This is a genomic window from Streptomyces sp. NPDC059003 (assembly GCF_042740445.1).
In the GTDB taxonomy this organism is placed as follows: domain Bacteria; phylum Actinomycetota; class Actinomycetes; order Streptomycetales; family Streptomycetaceae; genus Streptomyces.
The window spans coordinates 1-24445 of sequence record NZ_JBHYJH010000081.1 but is presented as its reverse complement, the minus strand read 5'-3'; the positions used below and the strand labels follow the sequence as shown (position 1 = coordinate 24445).

Here is a 24445-nt window from a genome sequence, read left to right as displayed (position 1 = left end):
CGGTACGGTGCGCGACGGCACGGGCCCGGCCTACTGATTTAGCCTGAGCTGAATGATCGAGATCGAGTTCACCACGGAGGACGTGGCCCGTACGCGCTTCGCCCTGTCCCCGCTGTGGGAGGTCGTGGCCAGCGTGCGCGTGCTGCGCGGCGCGGACGAACAGGGCCTGCACCGCGCGTGGGTGGACCAGGTGCGCCCGCGCCTCGCCGCCGCGGACGTCGACCTGGCGCCGCTCTTCGACCTCGTCCCCCTGCCGACGCGGTCGCCGTGGGCGGGCTGGGTCCCGGGGTTCATGTGTCCGCCGCCCACGACGCCGCTGCCCTCGCTCGCCGTGGAGCTCGCGACCCTGCGGGCCACGCCTCTGGCGCAGCTGTGGACCACGGCCGAGGTGCCGCCCGCGCGCATGGCGGCCCTGCGCGCCGACCCGGCGACGGAGCTCGGGCGCCTTGCGGAGCTGATCGAGGCGTACTGGGAGCTGGCCCTCGCCCCGTACTGGTCGCGCGTCCTCGCCCTCCTGGAGAGCGACATCCGCTACCGGGCGAGCCGACTGGTCGAGGGCGGCACCCAGCACCTGTTCGCGGACCTCGACCCGCAGGTCACCTGGGCGGCGGGCACCTTGCACCTGGAGCACCGCATCGCCCGCGGCTCCCGGCGGCTCGACGGCCGGGGTCTGCTGCTCGTGCCGTCCGCCTTCGTGTGGCCGCGGGTGTTCTCGATCCTCAACGAGCCCTGGCAGCCCTCCCTGCGCTATCCGCCGCGCGGCGTCGGCACGCTCTGGCAGTCCCGCCCGGTGACGGTCCCCGAAGCGCTGGCCGGAGTCGTCGGCCGCTCACGCGCGAGACTCCTCGCCGAACTGGCCGTCCCCACCTCGACCACCGACCTCGCCCGCCGCACCGGCCTCACCCCCGGCGGCGTCTCCCAGCACCTCACCGCCCTGCGCACGGCGGGCCTGGCGAGCGCCCACCGCGCGGGCCGCCACGTCCTGTACGCGCGTACGCGGGCGGGGCAGACGCTGGTGGAGGCGGCGGGGGCGGGCCCCACCGTGCCCGCGGTGACGGAACATCGGCCCGCGTCGGTGGAAGATGCGTGTGCGTCGACGGAATGAACCGGCCCGCACGCGCGGTTCGACCAGGCATGACGAACGATCAGCGCACCATCACCAACCCGCCGGCCCTGCACGACCCCACGCCGTTCGGCTACAGCCACAGCGTGTCGGCGCCCGGCGAACTCGTCTTCATCGCGGGCCAGTACGCGTCCGACGACACCGGCGCCCCCGTGCCCGGTGACTTCGCCGCCCAGGTGGAGCTGGCCTTCGACCGGCTGCGGTCGGCCCTGGAGGGCGTCGGCCTCGGGTACGAGCACGTGGTCCGGCTCGGCACCTTCATCGTCGACCACGACCTCGCCAAGCTGGAGGCCGTCGGCAAGGAGGTGGCCGCCCGCTTCGGCGACCGCCTCCCGGCCCAGACGCTGAGCGGCGTCGCCTCCCTCGCCCTGCCCGGGATGCTGTTCGAGGTGGACGCGGTGGCCGTACGGCCGTCGTAGATCCGCCGTAGATCACCCGTCGTAGATCACTCGACGTAGATCACTCGACGTGGGTCACCCGTCGGCGGGCCGGGCGCCGTGGTCGGGCGTTCGAGAGCTCGCTGGCGCTCGTGACGCTGACGCGTCGCGGTCGACACGCGTCCGACGCGCCCGCTTCCCTTGCGGCATGGCACGGATCCGATTGACCCGCCCCACGCTCAAGGTCCTCAAGGTGCTCCTGGAGTCCCGGCCGGACGACCCCGCCTGGGGACTGAGGATCTGCGAGGAGGCCGGGCTCGGCTCCGGCACGGTCTACCCGATCCTCGACCGGCTGGCCGCGCAGGGCTGGCTGACGAGCCGCACGGAGACCGGCCCGCACCCCGGCCGCCCGCCCCGGCGCTACTACGAACTGTCGGGCGCGGGCCGCGCCCTGGCCACCCCCGTCCTGACGACCCGCCACCCACGGCGCTGCGCGCCCCGCCGGGTCCTCGGCTAGCCGCCGATCCCCGGGAACAGCGCGTTGAACGGCTCCGCCGTCGCCGCGATGCCCCGGCTGTAGGGGGCGTCGAAGTCCCAGATGAGGAAGAGGAGGAAGGCGATCAGTGCGGAGAAGAGGCCCGCCAGGATGAGTTCGCGGCAGGTGCGGCGGATCTGGAGGGCGAAGATGAGGCCGACGGTGACCAGGCCGCCGGTGATGAGGCCGAACCAGACGACGCCGGGCATGGTGGCCTCCGCGCTGTCGCCGCGGGCGCCGCGCGCGTCGTCGGCGAGGGCGACCTGGTCGACGAGGGGCTGGTACTGCTGGGCCTGGAAGTCGGTCTTCGGTTCGTAGTCGGTGACGTCGTGGCGCAGGGTGGCGAGCAACGCGTTGCCCTTGGCGGTGAGTTCGCCGTTGTCCGACATGTGGTCCCACTCGGTGGTCACGACATGGCCGACATACGCCCTTACGTCGTCGCGGATGCGGTTACGCGTGTCGTCGGGGTAGACCCGGACCCGTTCGTACACCTCGTGCAGGGCCTGGGCCTCGGCACGCACGTGGTCCTGGGCCGCGCTGCGGGCCTCCCACACCCCGGCGATGGCGAGCCCGAGGACGATCGCGTACACCACGCCGATCATCATCGTCATGTACTCCATGACGTCCGGAGTTTCCGATGAGTCATAGTCTGCGGGGGTTCGCCAGTGCCACAGCACGGTGATCAGCAGGACGACGCCGCACGCGGCGGCCATCGCGAGGGCGAGAACAAGCCATTCCGACAAGGGTTCCTCCGGCGGTCAGCGCGGTCGCAGCGCGGCGACGGCGAACACCGCGGGTGCGGTGATGAGCAGGGTGAGCGAGACCAGGGACGGCCCGCCGCGGGGCGGCCGCTTGCGCGGCGGCGTGTCGTACGCGGGGTAGGCCACGGGCGCGGCCGACGCGGTCGGCCGCTTGGGCTTGGGCTTGGGCTTCGGCGTGGGGGCGGGCGCGGGGCGCGGGGGCGGTGGCGGGGTGAGGGACGGCGGGGGAGGGGGTACGGGGGCGACCCGTGGTGGCGGGGTGGGCCGGGGTGGTGGGGGCTTCGGTGCTGGTGGGGGCGGGGGTGGAGGTGTGGGTGTGGGCCTGGGGGGCGGGGTCGGTTCCGGGGGCGGTGTGATGGTGGGTGAGGGGGTGGGGGTCGGCGTGGGTGTCGGTGAGGGGGTCGGCGTGGGTGTGGGTGTGGGTGTGGGTGTCGGCGTGCAGGTGGGCTTCGGCGGCACGGTCGGCTCGGGCGGCTTCGTCGGTGTCGGCTTGGGCGGTGTCGGGGACGGCGAGCAGTCGCCGCCGTCCGCGGTCGCCGTCGCGCGCCCGGCGGAGAAGGACGCGCAGGCGTCGGCCGGGACCGCGGTCGAGTCCGTCGGGGCGGCCGCGAGCAGAGCCAGTGTGATGAGCGCGAAAGCGCGTGTGACAGGGGCGTACCAACCCCTGGAGGATGCGGGCACGACGCAGATCATGGAGGCGTACGCCACCCGCGCGCGAGAGATCGGGAGCGCAATCGTCCGAAGGTGGGAGCGGACGCACGCGGGTTCGCGCGACCCGGCGGGCGCGAGCGCCGCTCGTCCGGGCGCGCCCGGACGGTCCGCGCCACCCGGGCCGTACGGCACGCTCATTCTGCACGCCCGCCCGGCGTCCCGTCCTGCACGCCCGCCCGCCCGGCGTCCCGTCCTGCACGCTCGCCCGGCGTCCCGTCCGGCGCCCCGCCCGGCGGGCCCGCCCGACGGCGCGCCGTAAAGAATCTTGCCGTCGCGTTGAACGCACCGGCCCGTCGCACCCGTACCTAGGGCCATGTGTGACGCAAGTGGACGTCGCAACAGCCGAGCAGACAGCGGGAGTTAGAGATGCGGCACGTAACAGGCGGTTCCCCCCGGGCCTGGCGGAGCGCCTCGCTCGTAGCGACAGCTGCGGCCATGCTGGCGCTGACGACGGCGTGCGGCCAGGACAAGGGCGAGCAGTCCCCGAAGGGGCAGAACGTCGGCAATGAGGCCCCCGCCAAGGACGGCGCCGGTGACGGATACGGCTCGGGCAACGGGTACGGCTCCGACTCCGGGGACGCCGAGGGCAGCGCGGGCAAGGCGAAGTCCGCCGGGCAGCTGGCCGTCTGGGACAGCAAGAAGCTCGGCAAGGTCGTCACGGACAGCGCGGGCTTCACGCTCTACCGGTTCGACAAGGACACCGCGCAGCCGCCCAAGTCGAACTGCGACGGCGCCTGCGAGACCGCCTGGCCGGTGGTGGCCGCCGACGGCGCCAAGGCCGCGCCCGGCGTCGACAAGTCGCTGCTCGGCGAGGTCACCCGCTCCGACGGCACCAAGCAGCTGACCATCGACGGCTGGCCGATGTACCGGTACGCCAAGGACGCGCGGCCCGGCGACGCCAAGGGGCAGGGCGTGGGCGGCACCTGGTACGCCGCGGCGCCCGACGGCAAGAAGGCCACGCCCGGCGGCGCCGGGGCGGGCGCGGACACCGGCGGCGCGGCGCGCCCCGCCGACCTGGCCGGGCTCTCCACCCGCAACGACCCCGAGCTGGGCGAGATCGTCGTCGACGGGAACGGCATGACGGTCTACCGCTTCACCAAGGACTCCGCCTGGCCGATGAAGTCCGCCTGCACCGGCGCCTGCCTGGAGAAGTGGCCGGTCGTGAAGCCCGTCGCCAAGAACGACACCAAGGGCATCCTGAAGAAGGGGTTCGTCACCTTCAACCGGCCCGACGGGCTCAAGCAGCAGACGATCGACTGCTGGCCCCTGTACACCTTCGCCGGTGACAAGAAGCCCGGCGACACCAACGGGCAGGGCGTGGGCGGCACGTGGTTCGCCGCCGCCCCGAACGGCAAGCCGGCGGGTGCCGCGAAATAGGGCATCCGGCGCGCGCACGGCCGACCGGTCCGTTCTTTCCGTACCAAACGGAGGGAATGGACCGGTTCTCTGTGCTGAGCACGGCACTTGCCAAGGGCAGTGACCGAGAACGGACGGCCAATTTCCGGTTTGACTCGCTCCTCTGGCTGACGATCAGTAGCCTCACCTTCGAACACCGGCTGGCCTGTGTCCGCCCCCCAAGCCTTGGAGTGTTGATGGAGCGTTCCGCCTGGGCCCCGCCCGGCATCGACATCACGATGCCGAGCGTGGCCCGGATCAATGACCGCTACCTGGGGGGCGCGCACAACTTCGAGGCGGACCGGGCCGCGGCCCGCAGGGCGATGGAATTCCTGCCGGGGCTGCCCAAGATCGCTCAGGCGAATCGTGCCTTCATGCGCCGAGCTGTGCGTTTCGCCGCCGACGAGGGCATCACCCAGTTCCTTGACATCGGTTGCGGAATGCCCTCTTTCGGGACGGTGCACGAGACGGCCCGGGGCGCGTACGCCGAGGCGCGCGTGCTGTACGTGGACCACGACCCGGTCGCCGTGGCTCACACCCGTACGGTCGTCGACGGCGACGAGCGGGCCGCCGTCGTCTACGCCGACCTGCGCAAACCAAGGGACATCCTGGGCAGTTCCGAGGCGAAGGGCCTGTTCGACACCGAGCGGCCGGTGGCGCTTTTGCTGGTGGCCATACTCCACTTCGTCGAGGACGCGTACGATCCGTACGCGGCGGTCGGTGTGCTGCGGGACGCATGTGCCCCCGGCAGCGTGATCGCCCTGACTCATGTCTCGTACGAAGGGATACCGGTCCCCGAGGAGCAGGCCGAAGGGGCCGTCGGCGTGTACAAGGACATCCGCAATCCATTGATCATGCGATCGCGTGCAGAGATCGCGCGGTTCTTCGAGGGATACGACATGGTGGAACCCGGCCTCGTGCCGATGCCGCAGTGGCGGGCCGACACGGAGCTCCTGGAGGAGGACCCGTGGTCCTTCTCCGGGTTGGCCGGCGTGGGACGCAAGCGTTGAGCGCGGAACCGGACGGGCCGGAGGACAGACTGCGCAGGTTCGCCACGATCTGGAGCCGCGCGGTGTTCCCGGTGACCGCCACGTCGCTGACCCGGCCCGAGTTCGAGCGCCAACTTGAGCCGCTCGCCCGGCGGTTGCGGGACGCCCTGGAGGAGCGGGCCTTCCGCGCGGCCGACAGTGAGGCGGTCGGCGCCGCCCTGGTCGAGACGCACTGCACGGAGCCGGAGGCGCTCAGCCGCACGCTCGACGTCGTCGACGCCTACCTCGTCCTGTACTGCGGGGCGGACAGCGGGACCGGGGAGCGCGAGGAGCTGCGGGCCCGCAGCGCCCGCATCCAGCACGCGGTCGCCGCGGGCTTCGCGCGGGCCCTGCGCGAGCGGACCCTCGCCGAGCAGGAGGCCATATCGCGGGCGGCCCTCGACGCGCGCGGCACCGTCGCCGAGGCCCTGCACGCGAGCGAGGCACGCTTCCGCGCGGTGTTCCACGGCGCCGCGATCGGCATCGGCATCGCCGACCTCGAAGGCACCGTCCTGGAGGTCAACGACGCCCTGGTGCGGATGTTCGGCGGCCTCGAACGGCAGCTGCGCGGGCACAACGTGGTGGACTGGACGCACCCCGACGACTCGCCGCACATGTGGAAGCTCTACGAGGAGCTGGTGCGCGGCGAGCGCGAGCACTACCGCGTGGAGAAGGCCTTCTACCGCCCCGACGGCACCGTGCTGTGGACCAATCTGACGGTGTCCCTGCTGCGCGACGCCGACGGAGTGCCGCAGTACCAGCTGGCCCTGATCGAGGACACCACCGAGCGCAGACTCCTGAACCTGCGCCTGCGCTACGAGGCGACGCACGACGCGCTCACCGGACTGCCCAACAGGACGCTGTTCTTCGAGCGCCTGGAGAAGGCCCTCTCGGCGGGCGCGAACGCCCGGTTCGGGCTCTGCTATCTGGACCTCGACGGCTTCAAGACCGTCAACGACAGCCTCGGGCACGCGGCGGGCGACCGGCTGCTCGTGGAGGTCGCCGACCGTCTCCAGGCGTGCGCGACGGCGCCCGGCGAGATGGTCGCGCGGCTCGGCGGCGACGAGTTCGTGGCCCTGACCACGGGACCGGACACGGAGCGGGAGGTCGACGAGCTCGCCGGGCGCATCATGAACGCGCTCGCCACCCCGATCCGCGTCGAAGGGCGCGAGCTGACCGTGCGCGGCTCCATCGGCATCGTCGAGGGCCCGGCCGCCGAGCGCGGCGCAGCGGAGGTGCTGCGCAGCGCCGACATCACGATGTACCGCGCCAAGCACGCGGGCGGCAACCGCTACGAGCTGGCCGATCCGGAGGCCGACGCCCGCGCGATCACCCGGCACGGCCTGACCACGGCGCTGCCCCTCGCCCTGGAGCGCGGCGAGTTCTTCATCGAGTACCAGCCGCTCGTGCACCTCGGCGACGGCAGCGTGCGCGGCGCGGAGGCCCTGGTGCGCTGGCTGCACCCGCAGCACGGCGTGATCAGCCCGGACCGTTTCATTCCGCTCGCCGAGCACACCGGTCTGATCGTGCCGCTCGGGCGCTGGGTCCTCGAGGAGTCCGTGCGCCAGGCCCGCACCTGGGAGGCGCGGCACGCCGACGCGGGCCCGCTGCGCGTGAACGTGAACCTGTCCCCGTGCCAGCTCACCCACCCCCGCCTGGTCGCCGACACCGTCGAGATCCTGGAGAACGCGGGCCTCGCGCCGGGCGCGCTGTGCCTGGAAGTCACCGAGTCCGCGCTGATCGGTGCCGACGAGGATCTGCTCAAGCCGCTGAGACGGCTCGCCGAGATGGGTGTGGACATCGCACTCGACGACTTCGGCACGGGGTACTCGAACCTGGCGAACCTGCGGCGCCTTCCCGTCAGCGTCCTGAAGCTCGACCGTGCCTTCACGCAGGGCATGCAGCACTACCCCGTCGACCCGGTCGACCTGAAGATCGTCGAGGGCATCGTGTCCCTCGCGCACAGCCTGGACCTGGCCGTGACGGTGGAGGGCGTGGAGACCGGGACGCAGGCCGACCAGTTGCGGGAGCTCGGCTGCGATACCGCTCAGGGCTGGTATTACGCGCGGCCCGGGCCGCCGGACCAGCTGCACGAGCTGGCACTCGCAGACGTTTCCTGACGCGGGCGTCCTGGGTCCTGGGCGGGTGATCGGCCTGTGGCCTCGTCCTCACGCGCCGGTCGGGCTTTTCCCTCGGCCGCCGCCCACCCGCTCACTCACCGTGCCGCCCGCCTGTCTTCTGCACCGACCACGACGACTTTCCGGGCTCGTCCGACGGAGCTGGTTCTGTGGGCTATCACGATCAACGTGGTGTTCGGGCGGTTCATCAGCGCCTCCTCGGCGCGGGCCTCGTGGGACGCGTCCAGGTGACAGGTCGCCTCGTCGAGGATGAGCACGCGTGCCCCCGAGAGGTACGCCCGGGCGAGGACGATCAGCTGCCGCTGCCCTTGAGGGAGGGACAGGGGCTGTTCGATGACACCGTCGACTCCTCCGGCACGGGTGACGGTTTCCTCCAGGTCGAACAGCGTGATGGCGTGCTCCAATTCGGCGGGGGTGGCCGGTTGGGAGCTCGGTCGCAGGTAGCAGAGGTTCTCTCGCACGGTTCCGGCGAACACGTACGACTCCTGCGGAATGAGAGCCATTGTTGACCGGAGAACGGACGGGGCGAACTGTGGCAGACCGCGCTCGCCCAGTCGGACCTCACCGGAGTCAGGTGTCTCCAAACCGGCCAGGAGGCGGGCGAGGGTGGACTTCCCGGCGCCGCTCGGACCGGCGATCGCGACATGCTCTCCGGCCTCGATGCGCAGGCTGAGGTCCACCACCACGGGTGCGGCGTGTGGGCCGTAAGAGAACGTGACGTGGTGCAGGCTGAGGCTGGTCGCACCCACGGTGTGGGAGCGGCCGGGCGGTGGTGGGGGAGGAACCGCGCGCTTGGCCAACGAGAGGAGGAGAACGTGCAGTTGGACGCCCATGTTGCCCACCGTGAGGATGATCGAGCGCAGCGCTGGTTCAAGGCCGGTGACCAGGTAGGTGAGCGCCCCCAGAATCGTGCCCGGCGTGGCACTTCCCGATGCCACGAGCCGGGGGGCCAGGAGCAGGGTCACCAGCAGCGGAAGTCGTGCGCCGACGATGATGACGGCGATACGTCCGGATCCCGCCCAGGCGGTGGCCACGGAGGCGGCGGCCTGCTTGTCCACGACGCGGCCGACGTCCCGCGCGGCCCTGACGGAGGCACCGCACGCGGCGATGTCGCGCAGTGCTTCAAGCACCCGGCCACTGTGCTCGGCGAGCTCTTCCTCGCAGGCCAGGAAGTGACCGTACCGCCTTCGCAGTCGGCGAGAGACGTTGACGAGGAGTGCCCCGGCGAGCAGCAGACAGACGAGGCAGACGACGGCGATCAGCGGAGCGATGGTGCTCAGTCCCAGGGCCACAGCCGCCGACGAGAACACCACGGTGCGGGCGCTCATCAGCAGGCCTGCCGTGATCTGACGCGCCGACTCGGTCTGGCGGGTGGTGCGGGCGACCTCGCTGGAGTCCGGCGCGATGCCGTGTTGCGACTGGAGCATGGCCGTTGTCACCACATGGGTGACCAGGCGGTCGCGGATGGACTCGGTGACCCGTGCCAGCGACGGCATGAGCTGGCGTGTCCCGAGGGATCCCAAGATCAGGGCGAACGCGTAACAGCACAGGATCAGGAGTCCGGTCCCCGGTGCGTCGGCGAGGAACCCGCGGTCCACCGCCTGGGCGATGAGGTGTCCGGACAGCAGCACGGGGACGGCTTCCAGGAGCGACCAGCCGACGATGCGGGCCAGGGCCCCGCGTTCGGCGGTGAGGGCCGGACGGACGAGTTTCCACGCCGTCAGCTGTTGCGTGGACGTCATGAAGTCGCCGCCTCGGTCTGGCAACGGTTGGCCTCGCGTGCGTAGAGCGCCGCGTAGCCGGGCAGCTTCAGCAGCTCCCTATGGGGCCCGAACCCCGCGACAGTGCCGTGCTCAAGCCAGAGGACGAGGTCGGCGCGTGCCGCCGTAGCCTCCCGATGGGTCACGACCAGTCGCGTCACACGCTGGGTGTGCAAGGCCTTGGCGATGAGCTGTTCGGTCATCGTATCGACGCTGGAGGTGGCGTCGTCCAGGATGAGCAACCGGGCGTCCCGGCTGAACGCGCGTGCGAGACCGAGCCGTTGGAACTCACCACCGGAAAGCCTCAGCCCGGCGAGCGGCGTGTCCAGGCGCAACGGGAGCCTGGCCACGAAATCGGCGGCGGCACTGTGCTGAAGCGCGGCGGCGATGCTCGCTTCACCGACCGGGCGACCGCCGTAGCCGATGGCGTCACGCACGGTGGTGCCGAGGAGTTCGGGATGTTCGAAGGCGTACGCGACCTCGCTGCCCAGGACGTCGGGTGCGACCTCGGCCATATCGACGCCGTTGAGGGCGACGGTCCCCGCATCGGGGCGCAACAGGCCTCCGGCGACAGCGGCCAGCGTGCTCTTCCCGGCGCCGGAAGCCCCCACCACCGCCACACAGCCGCCGGCGGGAACGTCGAGGTCGACGCCGTCGAGTGCGGGCTGTCCGCCGTCGCTGACATGGACACCGCTCAGGCGCAGAGCCGCCGGCCCGGGCGGGACGCCGGCGTTGGCGCGGGCAGCGGCAGGGACCGCGAACACCTCGTGCAGCCTGCGAGCGGATCCGTGCACCTGTCCGAGGCTCGCGAGGACGCTGATCTGCTGGAAGAGGCCGTAGGCCAGGGTGAGGTACCCCGAAACAGCCACGAGTCCTCCAGGCGACACGCGACCGGCCGACACTCCGTATCCAGCGGTGGCCAGCACTCCGACCTGGAGGACCGGGGCGATCAGGGACACCTGCCACCCGGCGGATCGCTGCGCGTGGAAGAACGCGAGGCCGCACGCCCGGAGGCGGGGCATCGGCGCGAGGATCCGGGCCGCCTCTCGGTCGGCCGAAGCCGCCGCACGGATGGTGAGGTGGCCGCGGATTGCGCCTTGGAAGCGTGTGGCGAGTTCCCCGTGCACGCGCTGGTAGTCCTCGGTGAGCGCGGTGCTGCGCCGGAAGAAGGCCTTGGCGATCAGCCAGATCGCCGGGGCGCCGCACAGGAAGGTCAGCCCGGTGGCGGGATCGATCAGGAAGAGCGCCACGACCCCGCCCAGCGAGGTCAGGGCGGACACGAGACCGCCGCCGACAGCGGGCACGAGCCGGGCGCTTTCCGCGGTGCTCTGGAGGAGCCTGCTGAGGAGGTCCCCGGTCGGGAAGAGGCGCTGTCCGCGCAGATCCCACGCGAGTACGTGCCGCAGCAGCCGATGTCGCAGGTGGGCCGTCGCCCCGCTCGACGCCTTGACCTCGGCGATCTCGCCCGTGGCCGTGGCCAGGGCCGCTGCGGCGGTCAGAGCGGCCATGAGGACCAGGGGCATGGCCCCCGAGGACCGGGTGAGGACCGCGTCGGCCGCGGTGGCGAGGGTGACCGGAATCAGCAGGGCGGTCGCTGCGGAAGCGACTGAGGAGGCCGCGTACAACGCGATCCAGCCGCGCGTCGCTCGCAGAGTGTCGGTCAGCAGGCGCTCGTGGGACGGCACGTGGGCTGATTCCTTCCGTGGTAGTGGTGGCGGACGGGTGGCCGCCTCGGAAGAGCCCGGGGCGGCCACCGTCTCACCGCCCTAGTCGAAGGTGCGGTAGGGGCAGGTGAAGAGGGACGCGAGGGCGCAGCACCCCGGAGGCGTCAGCTCGTTCTCGGTGCTCTGCATACGCTGCAGGGCCGCGACGTCCGTACTCATTGCTTCTCCTTCGAAGTCGAGGTGAGTTCTGGTGGATCAGCTGCCGGTGTTGGTGCAGCTGTGGCAGCTGGAGACGGTGAGCGAGAAGAACTGGCAGCCGTCGAACACGCTGTTCCAGCAGCAGTCGCCCGCGAGCGCAGTCTCTTCAGTGGCGGGCAGTTCCTGAAGGTCCTGAACGGATAGGGACAAGGGGTACCCCTCAGTGGTGTGTGCGGATGAGTGCGGCTGATGTGCCGTCACCAAGTGAATGTGCAACCGAAGCACGTGAAGATCGTCGGAATGCCGCCGCTGCAGCAGGAACCCAGGATCGGGCAGCCAAGACCCTCCTCGGTCGCCTCCAGCTCCTGGAGGTCCTCGATCGAGATCGACATGTGTTCACCTCCTTCCGTTCCATGGGTGGCGGATCACGCGGGCCAGATGCCGAAGGCCAGGTACTGGGCCGCGGTTCGGTGCAGCTCGGCCGAACCGTCGAGCGGACTGTGCCCGGCGCCTGCGACCTCCAAGTGGTGGAAGTCGACGCCGCGCGTACGGCCGAGACGTTCGAGTTCCGCGACGAGCCGCCGGGAGTGACTCGGCGGGATCACGGTGTCGTTCTGTCCGTGGATCAGAGCGAGTGGAGTGGTGAGGCGTGATGCTCGGCTCAGCATGTCGCGTGGGCCGTGGGCGTCGGCCAGGACGGTACGCCCGCCGAGCCGGTCGATCATGGCGCGCACCGAATCCTTGGCTTCCAGGTAGAGCCGGTCCGCGCTGAGCATGGGGGACACGGCCAACGTCCGGGCCCACAGAGCGGGGACCGCCGCGGTCGCGAGCAGGGCCAGGAAGGCGCCGTAGCTCGCCCCATACAGCAGCAGCGGCCGCTCCGCGCCACGTTGGGCATGTACGTGGCGGGAGAGAGCAACGACGTCAGCCAGGTCCGGGCCTCCCCAGGCGCCGACGATCGCTCGCTGGAACCGATCGCCGTATCCCGTGCTGCCGCGAGGGTTGGGGGCGATCACGGTGATGCCGTGTGCGGCGAAGAGCTGGAAGAGCTGCGAGAACTTCAACGACCACTGGTCCGCGGGGCCCCCGTGCAGGGCGATGGCGACCTGCGGAGCACTGCGCCAGTCCTCGTGCCCGCACACCACGACCTCGATGTCGCCGTCGCTGCCCGGCAGCCTCTCCAACCGGCCAGGTGCCCAGCCGGTGTGCTCGCCCGCTTCGGTGCCGTCCCTGAGTTCCCTCCATCCGGAGGCCCTCCCGCTAGGAGCGACGGTCGCGCCGAGCATCCGTGGTGGCAGTCCAGGGCCGACGGCCAGGGCCCATACGGCGGTGGATTCCGGGGACTGTTCCGCCCAGGCCGCCGCACCGATGGCACACTCGGGTGGGTCCGGCAGCCGGAGCACGGTGTCCTGACGGGTGTCCAGAACAGCCAGCCGCTGGCGCAGGCCGTCGCTCTCGTTGAGCAGGACCAGGTCGCCGCACGGGTGCAGCGCGAGCGGAACCACCGTGCCCTCCATCTGGTGCGGGGACCTCAAGGCCCGGGAGCCGTGGGGTCCGTGCAGGCACAGTTCGCGCCGTCCTTCCCGGTTCGTCACCAGGAGCACCTCACCGGCACGGGGTGCCGTGTGCCACACCAGGTCGTGGTCACTGGGGGCGACGAGCGGCAGCCTCGACAGGGCGCCCGTCTCGACGTCGAGGACTGCCGGGGATGTGGTCTGCCCCTCCGCCGACCGTACGTTCAGTGCGTACCGGCGTGCTCCCGGGTCCAGCCAGCCGCCGCCGCGGGGGTGCAGTGCGGGCAGCACGTACAGCGGGCCGACGAGTCCCGCTCCTTCGCCCCACCGCCACGCGGACCAGGCGGCACCGTCCTCGCGGCCCAAGAACAGGACCGACCGCGAGCCGTCGGGGGCCGGTGCGATGACCGACGGCCGGAAGGGGAGCCTTCCGGCGGGGGAGACGACTCCCGTCGGTGCCACCTGTACGACGGACTCGGGCCCGACAACCAGGACGGAGCTGTCGTCGAAGGGTACGGCGTCGTAGGGCGGTGCTGTGCGTTCGCCGTCCTGGAGCGCGTTGATCCGGAATTCGGGAACGGGACGGCATCCAGGGGTGCCACTCTTGCTCGTACCGCCGACCAGATCCCAGTACTCGCAGAAGAGGAAGCCGCGTCCGTCCGAGACCAGAGCGGCGGCGCTACGGCCGGCCGCAGAGAACCGGAAGCTCATCCGGGAGCGCAGAGTCGTCAGCGTGGACCAGGTGCGGGTGAACGCGTCGGGCAGCGTTCCGGCGACGCTCACCGCTCGCCTCCCCGGGGAGCCAGAGCGAAGTCGTCCACCATCCACCAGCGTTCGCCGCCGTGCAGGGACCGGTGCAGGAAGCCGATCGGGCCCGCCATGCCCAGGTTGTAGCTGTAGGTCATCCCGGCGTTGGTCTCGTCCAGGATCACCAGGCGGCCCTCGTACAGGGCGGCCAGACGGTACAGCGACGCCACGTGTTCGTCAGCCCAGGCGCGGTACACGACGTCGCCGGTCGCGGCGGCCATGTCGAGCAGGAACTCCCCGTTGCCCGCGAGCCCGTGGCAGTGCGAGGCGGACTGGAGCCAGCGGTTGCTGCGGGTGCCGATCGCGGCCCGGTGTGCCGCCTCGCGGAAGCGGTCCTCGCCGGTGGCCCGCCACAGGCGGATGAGGAACGCTCCGATCCCCGGGGCCCCGCTGCACCACCAGCACACCCGTGATGAGGGGGCCGAGTCCGTGGTCCGGTGCGCGGCCGGCCAGGCGAGGCCGGCGCCCTCCCGCGCGGCGGCGGACAGGAGGAAGTCGCCACTGGCGACGGCGGATTCCAGGAGGTCCGGCCGGTTGAGCTCACGCGCTGCCGCCAGCAGGAAGGTGCTGATCCCGGCGACACCATGAGCGAACCCGTAGTGCGCGAGCCCGGCGTCGGCGCCGCTCATCTGCGCGGGGACCGGCCACTTCAGCCCGTCCGGCGTGCGCTTGGCGAGCACGGCTCGTACGCACAGCTCCGCCCGCTCACGGAACTCGGCGTCGCCGGTACGGCGCCACAAGTGGAGTTGAGCCAGGCCGTTGCCTGCCACCCCATGGGTGATGTCGGGGTTGGCCCAGACCACCGGCAGGTGTTTCGCCCGTTCGACGCTGCGGTGCCGCACCTCGTGGTCTCCCAGAGTGTCGGCTGCCTCATACATCGCCCAGTAGGTGCCCGCGCGGCCGAAGTACAGCCCCGGCAACTGCCGACGTTCGCGGTCGGCTCGCAGGTCGAGCCAGTTCAGGGCGGTGCGCAGGGCCGCGCCGAGTTCGGCCGCTCCCGCATGGGTCCCCGAGCCCCGGCGCATGACCTCAAGGGTCCCGCCGGCCCCGGCTTGAACCGCGAGCGTGTCGAACAGGCGCCCTTCCATCGGCGGGGCGGGCCACAGAGAGCGGTTGTCGTCCGGGGTCATGCCACGTACCAGCTGACGCCAGCCGTCGGTGAGCAACCGTTCAGGGTCATCGGTGCGCAACGAGAGGGCGTCCGGCGCTGTCGCAGCGGTGTTCCTCACCCCGTCGAGCAGGTCGCCGGCTTCGACCAGCGTGATCCGCCGGCCCGGCTCCCGCCGCATCAGCCCCCGTACGAGGGGCGAGAGCGCCGCAAGCGCCGGATTGTTCACCGCGACCGCGTGCACGAGCCACCGTACGCGCTCGTCATACGGACGCTGTGGCGTGTTCTCCTCGCCAAGACCGTCCGCGGCGATCACCGGGTGCGCGCCGGTGCAGAGGTAGAACAGGGTGGCTCCCACGCCGTAGAGGTCGGCCGACGCGGTCGGCGCGGGATAGCGCGTGGGGCCGGTGAGCTCTTCGGGCGCGGCATAGGACGGCGTCTGCACCCGGGTGACGAGCTCGCCGGGAACCGCGGCGAACTCGGTGTCGATCAGCATGAGTTCACTGTCGGGAGTGACCATTACGTTGCTCGGTGTGAGGTCACGCAGGACGAATCCCTTGTCGTGCACGGTGCGCACGATGTCCAGGACGCGCCGGGCCAGCGGCAGCACCGTGCTCAGCGGCAGAGCGCGGGTGGGCTCGTCGACGACGTGCTGCTCCACCCACGTCCGCAGGGTGGTGCCCGGCACTTCCTCCTCCGCGAGGAAGAGGTGCCCCTGGTAGTCGAAGAGGTCCACGGGCCGTGGCGCCACACCCAGGGGTGCTAGGGCGGAGAGGGTGGCGTGCTCGTTGCGCAGGTAGTCGCGTGCGTCCGTCCCGTCGTGCTCGGCGCCGATGAAGGGACGAGCCTCCTTGATCACGACCTTGCGGTCACCGTCGCCGCAGTCGAGTGCTCGGTAGACGCCGCCCCGGTTGGAGTGTCGTATCGCCTCGTACACCATGAAGCGGTCGTTGAGGAGCACCTTCGACCGGTCGCCGGACTCCGCGGCCCGGTCGGCTGCGGGGCTCGGGACACCGGCGGGCAGGAGTGCCCAGGAGGGCGGTGAGAACCAGCCGTTGCGCTGGTCGCGTTCCCAGCCGCCGTCCGGAGCCACCAGCATGGGCACATACGATCCGTCCACGTCGAGGACCTGCTGGCTGCCGCTGAAGCCGCCGTACCGATAGTGGACGAGGCCGCCGTCGCGGTACCGCCGGTCCGAAAGGATCGCGGGCCCGTCGAGGCCCCGTGTGGCCTCGTCCAGGAGTCCCAGCAGCTCGACGAACTGCTCGTCGCTGTCGGGGTACACGGTGATGAACTTGCCGCCCGACCCCCGGTCCATCCGGATCGAGAGCAGCGAGCGCAATTGGCGGGTTCCGTGGGCGAATTTGAATGCCGCGGCCTGCTGGAAGAGGACCCGGGTGGCGGCGGTCAGGACGTCCACGGCAGATCGTGGAGTGGCGGAGAGATGTATCTTCCACCCCTGCGTCCGCAGGTGAGATCCCGGCGGGGTGACGTAGCACCACATGTCACCGACGTCGTGTCGCCATCCATGCCGCGGAGCCAGTTCGTCACGGAGTCGCTTGTAGTCAGCCACATATGAGTTGTGGCCGGAATCGAGCCCCGAACGCCGCCCTAGTTCCACTGTGCCTCCCCGATCGCCGAGCACCGCCTGGTTCCGTCGCTGCAGCGTCCCGAACTGGGCTTGACGCAGACCTTGACGGAACCTTGAATCGGCTGTTGGCAAGTGATTCGGAACGGGACATGCCGGGCGACGGGGCGAGTCGGCTGAGTCGGGGCGGCTGAAACAGCCTCCTTCTGCGATCCCACTCCCGCACCGGAGTGGCTTGAATCGTCTCCGTACCCGCGGTGTCGACCGTGGGGTGCGTCACTGCTCCAGCAGCATCCGCTGCAACTCCCGCGCCGCGCGCGGCGGTGCCACGTCGCTGCGGTGCGCGAGCGCGATCGTGCGGCGCAGGCGCGGCCGGGCGAGCGGCGTCATGCGCAGGTCGCCGCCGGAGCGCTCCGCGACCATACGGGGCACCACGGCCACGCCGAGCCCGGCGCGGACGAAGCCGAGGACCGCGTCCATCTCGCCGCCCTCGACCGCGAATTCCGGCTCGAAGCCCTCCGCGCGGCAGGCGGCGACCGTGAGCTCCCGCAGGTCGTACCCGTGCCGGAACATCACGAGGCGCTCGCCCTGCAGATCGGCGATCCGCGCCGTCGCACCGAAGTCCGGCGCGTCCGGCGCGTCCGGGGACGCCACCACGACCAGGTCCTCGCGCAGCAGCTCCACGGTCGTCAGGGCGGGCGACGGGCTCGGCAGCGGAAGGACCACGAGCGCCAGGTCGAGCGCGCCGCGCGCGAGATGGCGCACGAGGTCGTGGCTGCCGCCCTCCTCGATGAGCAGCTGGATGCCGGGGTGCTGGTCGTGGAAGGCGCGCAGGACCTGCGGGAGCAGTCCCGTGCAGACGCTGGGCGTGGCGCCGAGGCGCACCCGGCCGCGGCGCAGCTGGGCCAGCTCCTGCACCTCGATGCGGGCCGTGTCGGCGTCGGCGAGGATGCGGCGGGCCAGCGGGAGCAGCGCCTCGCCCGCGTCGGTGAGCGCGATGTTGCCCCGGGCCCGGCTGAACAGCTCGGCGCCCAGCTCGCTCTCCAGGGCGCGCACCTGCTGCGACAGGGACGGCTGCGAGACGTGGACGCGCTCGGCGGCGCGCGTGAAGTGCCGGGTCTCGGCGACGGCGACGAAGTACACCAGCTGCTGGAACTGCATGCCCCCACGCTACCCCGTACATAGGCTCTGGCTATCGAGATGAGCCAAACCATCTCTTGGACTGATCGGGGCCTTCGGCCGTAGCGTGCCTGACATGGCTCTGGCAACGCGGACGGACCGACGGCCGTCACTTCCCCGGACGGTGTGGGACTCCACCGTCGGCAAGAAGACCGTGATGGCGGTGAGCGGCCTGATCATGCTGCTCTACCTGGTCGCCCACATGATCGGGAACCTCAAGATCTTCTTCGGGCCCGGCGACTTCAACCACTACGCGCACTGGCTGCGCACCCTCGGCGAGCCCGTCATGCGCTGGGAGTGGACCCTGTGGGTCGTCCGCGTCGTGCTCGTCGCCGCGGTCTTCGCGCACGCCGTGTCCGCGTACCAGCTCAGCAGGCGCGACATCAAGGCGCGCCCGAGCAAGTACGTGCACAAGAAGCCGCGCGCCAGCTACGCGACGCGCACCATGCGCTGGGGCGGCATCATCCTCGCCCTGTTCATCGTCTGGCACATCCTGGACCTGACGACCGGCACCGTGCACCCGGGCGAGTACGAGCACCTGCACCCGTACCAGAACGTCATCGACACCTTCTCCACCTGGTACGGCAACGTGATCTACATCGTCGCCGTGGTCGCCGTCGGCTTCCACGTCCGGCACGGCTTCTGGAGCGCCGCACAGACCCTCGGCGTGGGCAGCGCGACCCGCGACCGCGTCCTCAAGGCCACGGCCAATGGCCTCGCACTGCTGCTCACGGCCGGATTCGTGTCCGTGCCCGTGGGCGTCATGACCGGAGTGGTGAGCTGACCGATGACTTCCCGTGAATACGCCGAGTACGCGACCGGGGACCCGGTCGTCGACAGCAAGGCCCCCGGGGGCCCGATCGCCGAGCGCTGGGACACCCGCCGCTTCGAGGCGAAGCTGGTCAACCCCGCCAACCGCCGCAAGCACACCGTCATCGTCGTCGGCACCGGCCTCGCCGGCGGCTCCGCGGGCGCCACGCTCGCCGAACAGGGCTACCACGTCGTGCAGTTCTGCTACCAGGACTCGCCGCGCCGCGCCCACTCGATCGCCGCGCAGGGCGGCATCAACGCCGCGAAGAACTACCGCAACGACGGCGACTCCATCCACCGGCTCTTCTACGACACCGTCAAGGGCGGCGACTTCCGCGCCCGGGAGTCCAACGTGCACCGGCTCGCGCAGATCTCCGTCGAGATCATCGACCAGTGCGTGGCCCAGGGCGTGCCGTTCGCCCGCGAGTACGGCGGCCTGCTCGACACCCGGTCTTTCGGCGGCGTCCAGGTCTCCCGCACCTTCTACGCCCGCGGCCAGACGGGCCAGCAGCTGCTGCTCGGCGCGTACCAGGCGCTGTCGAAGGAGATCGCCGCCGGGAACGTCGAGCTGCACCCGCGCACCGAGATGCTGGACCTGATCGTCGTGGACGGACGGGCCCGCGGCATCGTCGCCCGCGACCTGATCACCGGCGAGATCTCCAGCCACTTCGCGGACGCCGTCGTCCTGGCGAGCGGCGGCTACGGCAACGTCTTCTACCTGTCGACGAACGCCATGAACTCCAACGCCACCGCCGTGTGGCGGGCGCACCGGCGCGGCGCGTACTTCGCCAACCCCTGCTTCACCCAGATCCACCCCACCTGCATCCCGCGCACCGGCGACCACCAGTCCAAGCTGACCCTGATGAGCGAGTCGCTGCGCAACGACGGCCGCATCTGGGTGCCGAAGGCCAAGGGCGACACGCGGCCCGCGAACGAGATCCCCGAGGACGAGCGCGACTACTACCTGGAGCGCATCTACCCGTCCTTCGGCAACCTCGTGCCGCGCGACATCGCGTCCCGCGCCGCCAAGAACGTCTGCGACGAGGGCCGCGGCGTCGGCCCCGGCGGCCAGGGCGTCTACCTCGACTTCGCCGACGCCATCCGGCGCATGGGCCGCAAGGCGGTCGAGGCGAAGTACGGCAACCTCTTCGACATGTACGAGCGGATCACCGCGGAGAACCCGTACGAGGTGCCGATGCGGATCTACCCCGCCGTGCACTACACGATGGGCGGCCTGTGGGTCGACTACGACCTCCAGACCACCGTCCCCGGCCTGTTCGCGATCGGCGAGGCCAACTTCTCCGACCACGGCGCGAACCGCCTCGGCGCCTCCGCCCTGATGCAGGGCCTCGCGGACGGCTACTTCGTCCTGCCCTCGACCATCAACGACTACCTCGCCCGCAACCCGCACCACGCCGAGGTCACCGCCGACCACCCCGCCGTCCGCGAGGTGGTCGCCGAGACCGAGGACCGCCTGACCCGGCTCCTCGCCGTCGACGGCGACCGCACCCCGGACTCCTTCCACCGCGAGCTCGGCGAGCTGATGTGGGAGTTCTGCGGCATGGCCCGCACGGACACCGGACTGCGCAAGGCCCTCGAACGCATCCCGCAGATCCGCGAGGAGTTCTGGCGCCGCATCAAGGTGCCCGGCACCGGCGAGGAGTTCAACCAGTCCCTGGAGAAGGCCAACCGGATCGTCGACTACCTGGAGCTCGCCGAGCTCATGTGCCTCGACGCCCTGCACCGCTCCGAGTCCTGCGGCGGCCACTTCCGCGAGGAGTCCCAGACGCCCGACGGCGAGGCCGCCCGCAAGGACGAGGAGTTCTCGTACGCGGCCGCCTGGGAGTTCACCGGCACCGGCACCGCCCCCGTCCTGCACCAGGAAGACCTGGTCTTCGAGTACGTCCACCCCACTCAGCGGAGCTACGCATGAAGCTCACCCTGCGCGTCTGGCGCCAGCGCACCACCGACGCCGAAGGCGCCATGTCCACGTACGAGGTGGACAACATCTCCTCCGACATGTCCTTCCTGGAGATGCTCGACACCCTCAACGAGGAGCTCATCCTCAAGGGCGAGGACCCGGTCGCCTTCGACCACGACTGCCGCGAGGGCATCTGCGGCGCCTGCTCGCTCGTCATCAACGGCGACGCGCACGGGCCCGAGCGCACCACCTCCTGCCAGCTGCACATGCGGTCCTTCAAGGACGGCGACACCATCGACGTCGAGCCGTGGCGCGCGGCGGCCTTCCCGGTCGTCAAGGACCTGGTCGTCGACCGCTCCGCCTTCGACCGCATCATCCAGGCCGGCGGCTACATCAGCGCCCCGACGGGCGCGGCACCGGAGGCACACGCCACTCCCGTGCCGAAGCCGGACGCCGACTCTGCCTTCGAGCACGCCGAGTGCATCGGCTGCGGCGCCTGCGTGGCCGCCTGCCCCAACGGCTCGGCGATGCTGTTCACCTCGGCCAAGGTCAACCATCTGAACGTCCTGCCGCAGGGCGCGCCCGAGCGCGAGACCCGCGTCCTCGACATGGTCGCGCAGATGGACGCGGAGGGCTTCGGCGGCTGCACCCTCACCGGCGAGTGCGCCACCGCCTGCCCGAAGGGCATCCCGCTGCCGTCGATCGCGGCGATGAACAAGGAGTGGCTGCGGGCCGCGCGCAAGGCGCCGCGCTAGCCGGCGGCGGGCCGCAGGTCCGCCCCGTACACCGTCGTGTAGTCCGGCACCACGATCCGGGCGCCGGGGGCGGCCGCACGGGCCTGGGCGAGGAAGTCGTCCAGGCCCGTGCCGTCCTTGCGGGGCGGCCGGCTCAGCGGCTTCTCGAAGTCGTCCCAGTGCACCGGCACCAGCACGTCGGGGTGGCCGAGCGCGTCGAGCAGCCGCGGCACATAGCGGTGCGTGGCCGGGCTCGACGCGCACGCGACCATGGCGATGTCCGGCTCAAGGCCGGCGAAGGACCGCTCGTCGAAGTCGCTCGCCCCCATGAACAGCGCCGAGGGCGCGCCGTCCGGCGTCACCTTGAACGCGAGAGTGTCGCCCTCGGGCAGATCGGAGACCGTCCGGGGCGCGGTCCTGGGCGGGGCGTGCAGGGTGCCGGGCGCGAAGTAGGAGTACGAGCCGTTCCGGCTGTGCCGCGAGCTCGCCACCTCCACCACGAACCCGTCGAAGTCGAGCACCTCCCCGCCCTTGACGACGGAGAGCTGCCCCGCGTCCACCCCGAAGGACCGCAGCACGTGGTACGTCGTCTCGGTGCCGATGACCCGGGCACCCGTCGAACGGGCCAGGTAGGGCACGTCGTTGAGGTGGTCCCAGTGGGTGTGCGTGACGCAGATGACCTCGGGCGTGCCCGCGTGCTTGCGGACCAGGGGCTTGTCGGTGCGCAGCCGGGTCGCGAGGTCGAAGGAGCCGGTGAACAGGCCGGTGTCGAAGCGGGTGACGTAGGGGTCGACCAGGACAGTTGTTGTCCGGGTCTGCCGCTGTATGTCGATCCGCCAGCCCGACGTGCCGAGCCAGCGGTACGAGACGGGGCGCGCGGGGGCACCGGCCGGGCGGGCGTCGGCCGACGCGGCGGCGGGCAGCAGCGGGGCGGCCGCGCCCAGGGCGGCGCCGCGCAGGAGGGTGCGGCGGGCGGTACGGGGGTGTGCGTCAGGGAGGTTCATGGCGGAAGGACAGCAGGCTCAACGGGGCCACGTCCAAGATCAGAACCGCGCATGCTCGATATGCGTTCGCATATCACCGCAGGTCAGAGCGGTGCAGGTCAGAGCGGTGCAGGTCAGAGCGGAGATACGTCACGGCGAGCCGGGCCGCCGTACCGATCGCGGCGTCGACCCGGGTGAGGTCGGGGACCAGCGCGCGGCTCCGCGCGAACACCGCGACGGCGTACTCGTCCCCTTCGGGGAAGCGCACGACGCCCACCTCGATGTGCAGCCCCGGCAGCGTCCCGGTCTTCGCGGCAATGCGTACGTCGTCGGGGAACCCCGAGGTGAGCCGGTGCCGGAACACCTGGCGCCCCATCAACTCCCGCACGTACGCGCACGCGCGGTCCGGTCCGGCGGCGTCCCGCCAGATGAGGCCGAGCAGCCGGGTGACGTCGCGCGGCGTGCTGGCGTTCGCGCGCCGCGGGTCGAGGACGCTCAGGCGCCGCTTCCGCTCGTCCGGCAGGGCCCGGTAGAGCGCCGCGAACTCCTCCGGGCCGCGCGCGCCGACGTCGGTGAGCATCGACGCGAGCGCCTCCCGGGGCCCGCCCACGATCCGGGTGTCCGCGAGGCCGAGCTCCCGGGCGAGCAGCTGCACCGTGTCCAGGCCGACCCGGCCGAGCAGGATGTCGGCGGCGGAGTTGTCGCTCACGGTCAGCGCGAAGTACGCGAGGTCGCGCAGCGAGATCTCGACGTCGTCGACACAGCCCGCGGTGCCCCAGCCGCCGAGCCGGTGGTCGTCCGTCACCAGGACCCGCTCCCGCGGGTCGAGCTGCCCGGCGTCGACCTGACGCGCGAACTCCAGGACGAGGAGCAGCTTGAAGACAGAGGAGATGGCGACGGGCTCGTCGGCGGCGAGGCCGACCTCAGGACCGTCCGGGGCGTCCCGGACGCCCCCGGAAGGAGGCCCGCCCTCGCCCCCGATCCGCACCGCGTGCACCGCCCCCTCCGCGCCCGCCCGCGCGAAGACCTCCCGGATGCGCTCCTCGACCCTCATCCCGCCCCTCACTCCCGTATCGCCTACGCTCGCCGCGTGGATCTCCTGCGGCACCTGCGTATTTTCGTCGTCACGGCCGAAGAGCTGCACTTCAGCCGGGCCGCGGAGGTGCTCGGCATGGCGCAGCCGCCGCTCAGCCAGGCGGTCCGCCGCCTGGAGAAGGAGCTCGGCGCCGAACTCTTCGACCGCTCGAACCGGCAGGTCAGGCTGACCGCGGCCGGTTCCGTGCTGTACGACGAGGCGCGGGACCTGCTCGTCCGTGAGGAGCGGCTGCGCTCGCTCGTACGGCGGGCCGTGGACGGCGACGTCGGCACGCTGCGCGCGGGCGTGCCGGAGGACACGGCGGCGCCCGTGCTGCACGCGCTGCTCGCCGCCTGTGCGGAGCACGCGCCCGGTCTGCGCGTGGACCTCCAGGAGGTGTCCACGCAGGAACAGCTGCGGCTGCTCGCCTCCGGCGGTCTCGACGTGGGCCTCCTGCACCAGCCCGTGGACGCCACCGGCCTGGCCGTCGGTCCCGAGGTCACCGTCGACCTCGGCGTGGTGCTCCCGCGCACCTCGCCCCTGGCCCGCCTCGCGGAGGTCGACCTCGCCGACCTCCGCGGGCACGACCTGGTCCTGTGCCCGCGCGACGCCGCGCCCGGCTGGTACGACGCCACGCTCGACGTCTGCCGCTCCGGCGGTTTCGTGCCCGCCCGCGTGCGGCACGCGCGCAACTCCGAGTTCCTGCTGGGGCTCGTCGCGGCGGGGGTGGGCGTGGCCTTCGAGCGGGGGCCCGCGGCGCGCAAGGAGCCGCGGGTGGTGTGGCGTCCCCTGGCCGGGCGTCCGGTGACGCAACGGCTCACGGGGGCGTGGCCCGTGCAGGGGGCGCATGCGGGGGCCGAGCGTTTTGCCCGCCTCGCGGCGGATGTGCTGGCGCGGGACCTGACGTCGTCCGTCCTGCGGACGGGGGAGGAGGGGAGGACACGGCCGTGGGCGGTGGTGTACGGCGACGTGTGACGGCCTTGTCCCCCACCCCGCCCCTTCCCGAACTGGGGGCTCCGCCCCCAGGCCCCCTTCT

At 71.6% G+C, this 24445-nt stretch carries 22 protein-coding genes; 12 read left to right on the top strand and 10 right to left on the bottom strand.

All coding sequences use genetic code 11. The features are described 5' to 3' along the window. The first annotated feature begins 52 nt into the window (after positions 1 to 52). The 3 genes from ACFWZ5_RS26110 to ACFWZ5_RS26100 all read left to right on the top strand — a co-directional run bounded on the left by ACFWZ5_RS26110 (position 53) and on the right by ACFWZ5_RS26100 (position 2017). A complete protein-coding gene (locus tag ACFWZ5_RS26110) occupies positions 53 to 1105 on the top strand; it encodes a DUF5937 family protein (protein ID WP_384794494.1) in 1053 nt (350 codons plus the stop codon). A 29-nt stretch (positions 1106 to 1134) separates the two neighbouring features. Further along, on the top strand, positions 1135 to 1542 hold the full coding sequence (locus ACFWZ5_RS26105) for a RidA family protein (protein ID WP_384794492.1): 408 nt from the start codon (positions 1135 to 1137) through the stop codon (positions 1540 to 1542). Positions 1543 to 1708: 166 nt separating this feature from the next. After that, entirely contained in the window at positions 1709 to 2017 is a 309-nt protein-coding gene (locus tag ACFWZ5_RS26100) for a PadR family transcriptional regulator (RefSeq protein ID WP_384794490.1), read from the top strand. Here the strand turns inward: ACFWZ5_RS26100 and ACFWZ5_RS26095 are convergent. Both ACFWZ5_RS26095 and ACFWZ5_RS26090 read right to left on the bottom strand, forming a co-directional pair. Continuing rightward, on the bottom strand, positions 2014 to 2778 hold the full coding sequence (locus ACFWZ5_RS26095; protein WP_384794488.1) for a hypothetical protein: 765 nt from the start codon (positions 2776 to 2778) through the stop codon (positions 2014 to 2016). The two genes, ACFWZ5_RS26100 and ACFWZ5_RS26095, sit on opposite strands and share 4 nt — an antisense overlap. A 15-nt stretch (positions 2779 to 2793) precedes the next feature. Continuing rightward, on the bottom strand, positions 2794 to 2922 hold the full coding sequence (locus ACFWZ5_RS26090; protein ID WP_384794487.1) for a hypothetical protein: 129 nt from the start codon (positions 2920 to 2922) through the stop codon (positions 2794 to 2796). A gap of 280 nt (positions 2923 to 3202) precedes the next feature. On the opposite strand from ACFWZ5_RS26090, the gene ACFWZ5_RS26085 reads away from it, so the two are divergent. The 4 genes from ACFWZ5_RS26085 (at position 3203) to ACFWZ5_RS26070 (ending at position 8050) form a co-directional block, all read left to right on the top strand. Next, entirely contained in the window at positions 3203 to 3766 is a 564-nt protein-coding gene (locus ACFWZ5_RS26085) for a hypothetical protein (protein ID WP_384891316.1), read from the top strand. A gap of 107 nt (positions 3767 to 3873) precedes the next feature. Beyond that, the gene (locus tag ACFWZ5_RS26080) at positions 3874 to 4884 is read left to right on the top strand and encodes an SCO0930 family lipoprotein (protein WP_384794485.1); all 1011 of its coding nucleotides are present in this window, start codon (positions 3874 to 3876) and stop codon (positions 4882 to 4884) included. A gap of 215 nt (positions 4885 to 5099) precedes the next feature. Next, entirely contained in the window at positions 5100 to 5912 is an 813-nt protein-coding gene (locus ACFWZ5_RS26075; protein ID WP_384794513.1) for an SAM-dependent methyltransferase, read from the top strand. Then, positions 5909 to 8050: a putative bifunctional diguanylate cyclase/phosphodiesterase gene (locus ACFWZ5_RS26070; RefSeq protein ID WP_384794483.1), complete on the top strand. Its 2142-nt coding sequence runs from the start codon at positions 5909 to 5911 to the stop codon at positions 8048 to 8050. Before ACFWZ5_RS26075 ends, ACFWZ5_RS26070 begins: the two co-directional genes overlap by 4 nt. 95 nt (positions 8051 to 8145) lie before the next feature. On the opposite strand, the gene ACFWZ5_RS26065 is transcribed toward ACFWZ5_RS26070, so the two are convergent. Together ACFWZ5_RS26065 and ACFWZ5_RS26060 are read right to left on the bottom strand one after the other, a co-directional pair. Next, complete coding sequence (locus tag ACFWZ5_RS26065; protein ID WP_384794481.1) at positions 8146 to 9810, bottom strand: ATP-binding cassette domain-containing protein; 1665 nt, start codon at positions 9808 to 9810, stop codon at positions 8146 to 8148. Continuing rightward, positions 9807 to 11513: an ABC transporter ATP-binding protein gene (locus tag ACFWZ5_RS26060; RefSeq protein ID WP_384794479.1), complete on the bottom strand. Its 1707-nt coding sequence runs from the start codon at positions 11511 to 11513 to the stop codon at positions 9807 to 9809. Before ACFWZ5_RS26060 ends, ACFWZ5_RS26065 begins: the two co-directional genes overlap by 4 nt. A gap of 229 nt (positions 11514 to 11742) precedes the next feature. Here ACFWZ5_RS26060 and ACFWZ5_RS26055 point away from each other — a divergent pair, with 229 nt between their 5' ends. Beyond that, complete coding sequence (locus tag ACFWZ5_RS26055) at positions 11743 to 11877, top strand: hypothetical protein (protein WP_384891313.1); 135 nt, start codon at positions 11743 to 11745, stop codon at positions 11875 to 11877. A 70-nt stretch (positions 11878 to 11947) separates the two neighbouring features. On the opposite strand, the gene ACFWZ5_RS26050 is transcribed toward ACFWZ5_RS26055, so the two are convergent. The 4 genes from ACFWZ5_RS26050 to ACFWZ5_RS26035 all read right to left on the bottom strand — a co-directional run bounded on the left by ACFWZ5_RS26050 (position 11948) and on the right by ACFWZ5_RS26035 (position 17868). After that, a complete protein-coding gene (locus ACFWZ5_RS26050; protein ID WP_384794475.1) occupies positions 11948 to 12082 on the bottom strand; it encodes a hypothetical protein in 135 nt (44 codons plus the stop codon). A 33-nt stretch (positions 12083 to 12115) separates the two neighbouring features. Further along, positions 12116 to 13987: an alpha/beta hydrolase family protein gene (locus tag ACFWZ5_RS26045; RefSeq protein ID WP_384794473.1), complete on the bottom strand. Its 1872-nt coding sequence runs from the start codon at positions 13985 to 13987 to the stop codon at positions 12116 to 12118. Next, entirely contained in the window at positions 13984 to 16692 is a 2709-nt protein-coding gene (gene lanL / locus ACFWZ5_RS26040) for a class IV lanthionine synthetase LanL (protein ID WP_384794471.1), read from the bottom strand. The genes ACFWZ5_RS26045 and lanL overlap by 4 nt, the downstream gene beginning before the upstream one ends. Before the next feature lie 291 nt (positions 16693 to 16983). Further along, a complete protein-coding gene (locus tag ACFWZ5_RS26035; protein ID WP_384794469.1) occupies positions 16984 to 17868 on the bottom strand; it encodes a LysR family transcriptional regulator in 885 nt (294 codons plus the stop codon). A 94-nt stretch (positions 17869 to 17962) separates the two neighbouring features. Between ACFWZ5_RS26035 and ACFWZ5_RS26030 the strand changes: the two genes are divergently transcribed. From ACFWZ5_RS26030 to ACFWZ5_RS26020, 3 genes are read left to right on the top strand one after another with little or no spacing between them, the layout of a single operon-like run. Continuing rightward, positions 17963 to 18670, top strand: a complete 708-nt coding sequence (locus tag ACFWZ5_RS26030; RefSeq protein WP_384794467.1) for a succinate dehydrogenase — start codon at positions 17963 to 17965, stop codon at positions 18668 to 18670. Between the two features lie 3 nt (positions 18671 to 18673). Then, on the top strand, positions 18674 to 20629 hold the full coding sequence (locus tag ACFWZ5_RS26025) for a fumarate reductase/succinate dehydrogenase flavoprotein subunit (RefSeq protein ID WP_384794465.1): 1956 nt from the start codon (positions 18674 to 18676) through the stop codon (positions 20627 to 20629). Beyond that, positions 20626 to 21372, top strand: coding sequence for a succinate dehydrogenase/fumarate reductase iron-sulfur subunit (locus ACFWZ5_RS26020; protein WP_384794463.1), 747 nt, complete (start codon positions 20626 to 20628; stop codon positions 21370 to 21372). The genes ACFWZ5_RS26025 and ACFWZ5_RS26020 overlap by 4 nt, the downstream gene beginning before the upstream one ends. Here ACFWZ5_RS26020 and ACFWZ5_RS26015 read toward each other — a convergent pair. Together ACFWZ5_RS26015 and ACFWZ5_RS26010 are read right to left on the bottom strand one after the other, a co-directional pair. After that, positions 21369 to 22355 carry an MBL fold metallo-hydrolase gene (locus tag ACFWZ5_RS26015; RefSeq protein WP_384794461.1) on the bottom strand — a complete coding sequence of 329 codons (987 nt, stop codon included), beginning with the start codon at positions 22353 to 22355 and terminating at the stop codon, positions 21369 to 21371. The two genes, ACFWZ5_RS26020 and ACFWZ5_RS26015, sit on opposite strands and share 4 nt — an antisense overlap. Before the next feature lie 73 nt (positions 22356 to 22428). After that, positions 22429 to 23388 carry a serine hydrolase gene (locus ACFWZ5_RS26010; RefSeq protein ID WP_384794459.1) on the bottom strand — a complete coding sequence of 320 codons (960 nt, stop codon included), beginning with the start codon at positions 23386 to 23388 and terminating at the stop codon, positions 22429 to 22431. A 45-nt stretch (positions 23389 to 23433) separates the two neighbouring features. Between ACFWZ5_RS26010 and ACFWZ5_RS26005 the strand changes: the two genes are divergently transcribed. Next, positions 23434 to 24384 (top strand): LysR family transcriptional regulator, encoded by a 951-nt coding sequence (locus tag ACFWZ5_RS26005; RefSeq protein WP_384794511.1) that lies wholly within the window; start codon positions 23434 to 23436, stop codon positions 24382 to 24384. The last annotated feature ends 61 nt before the right edge of the window (positions 24385 to 24445 follow it).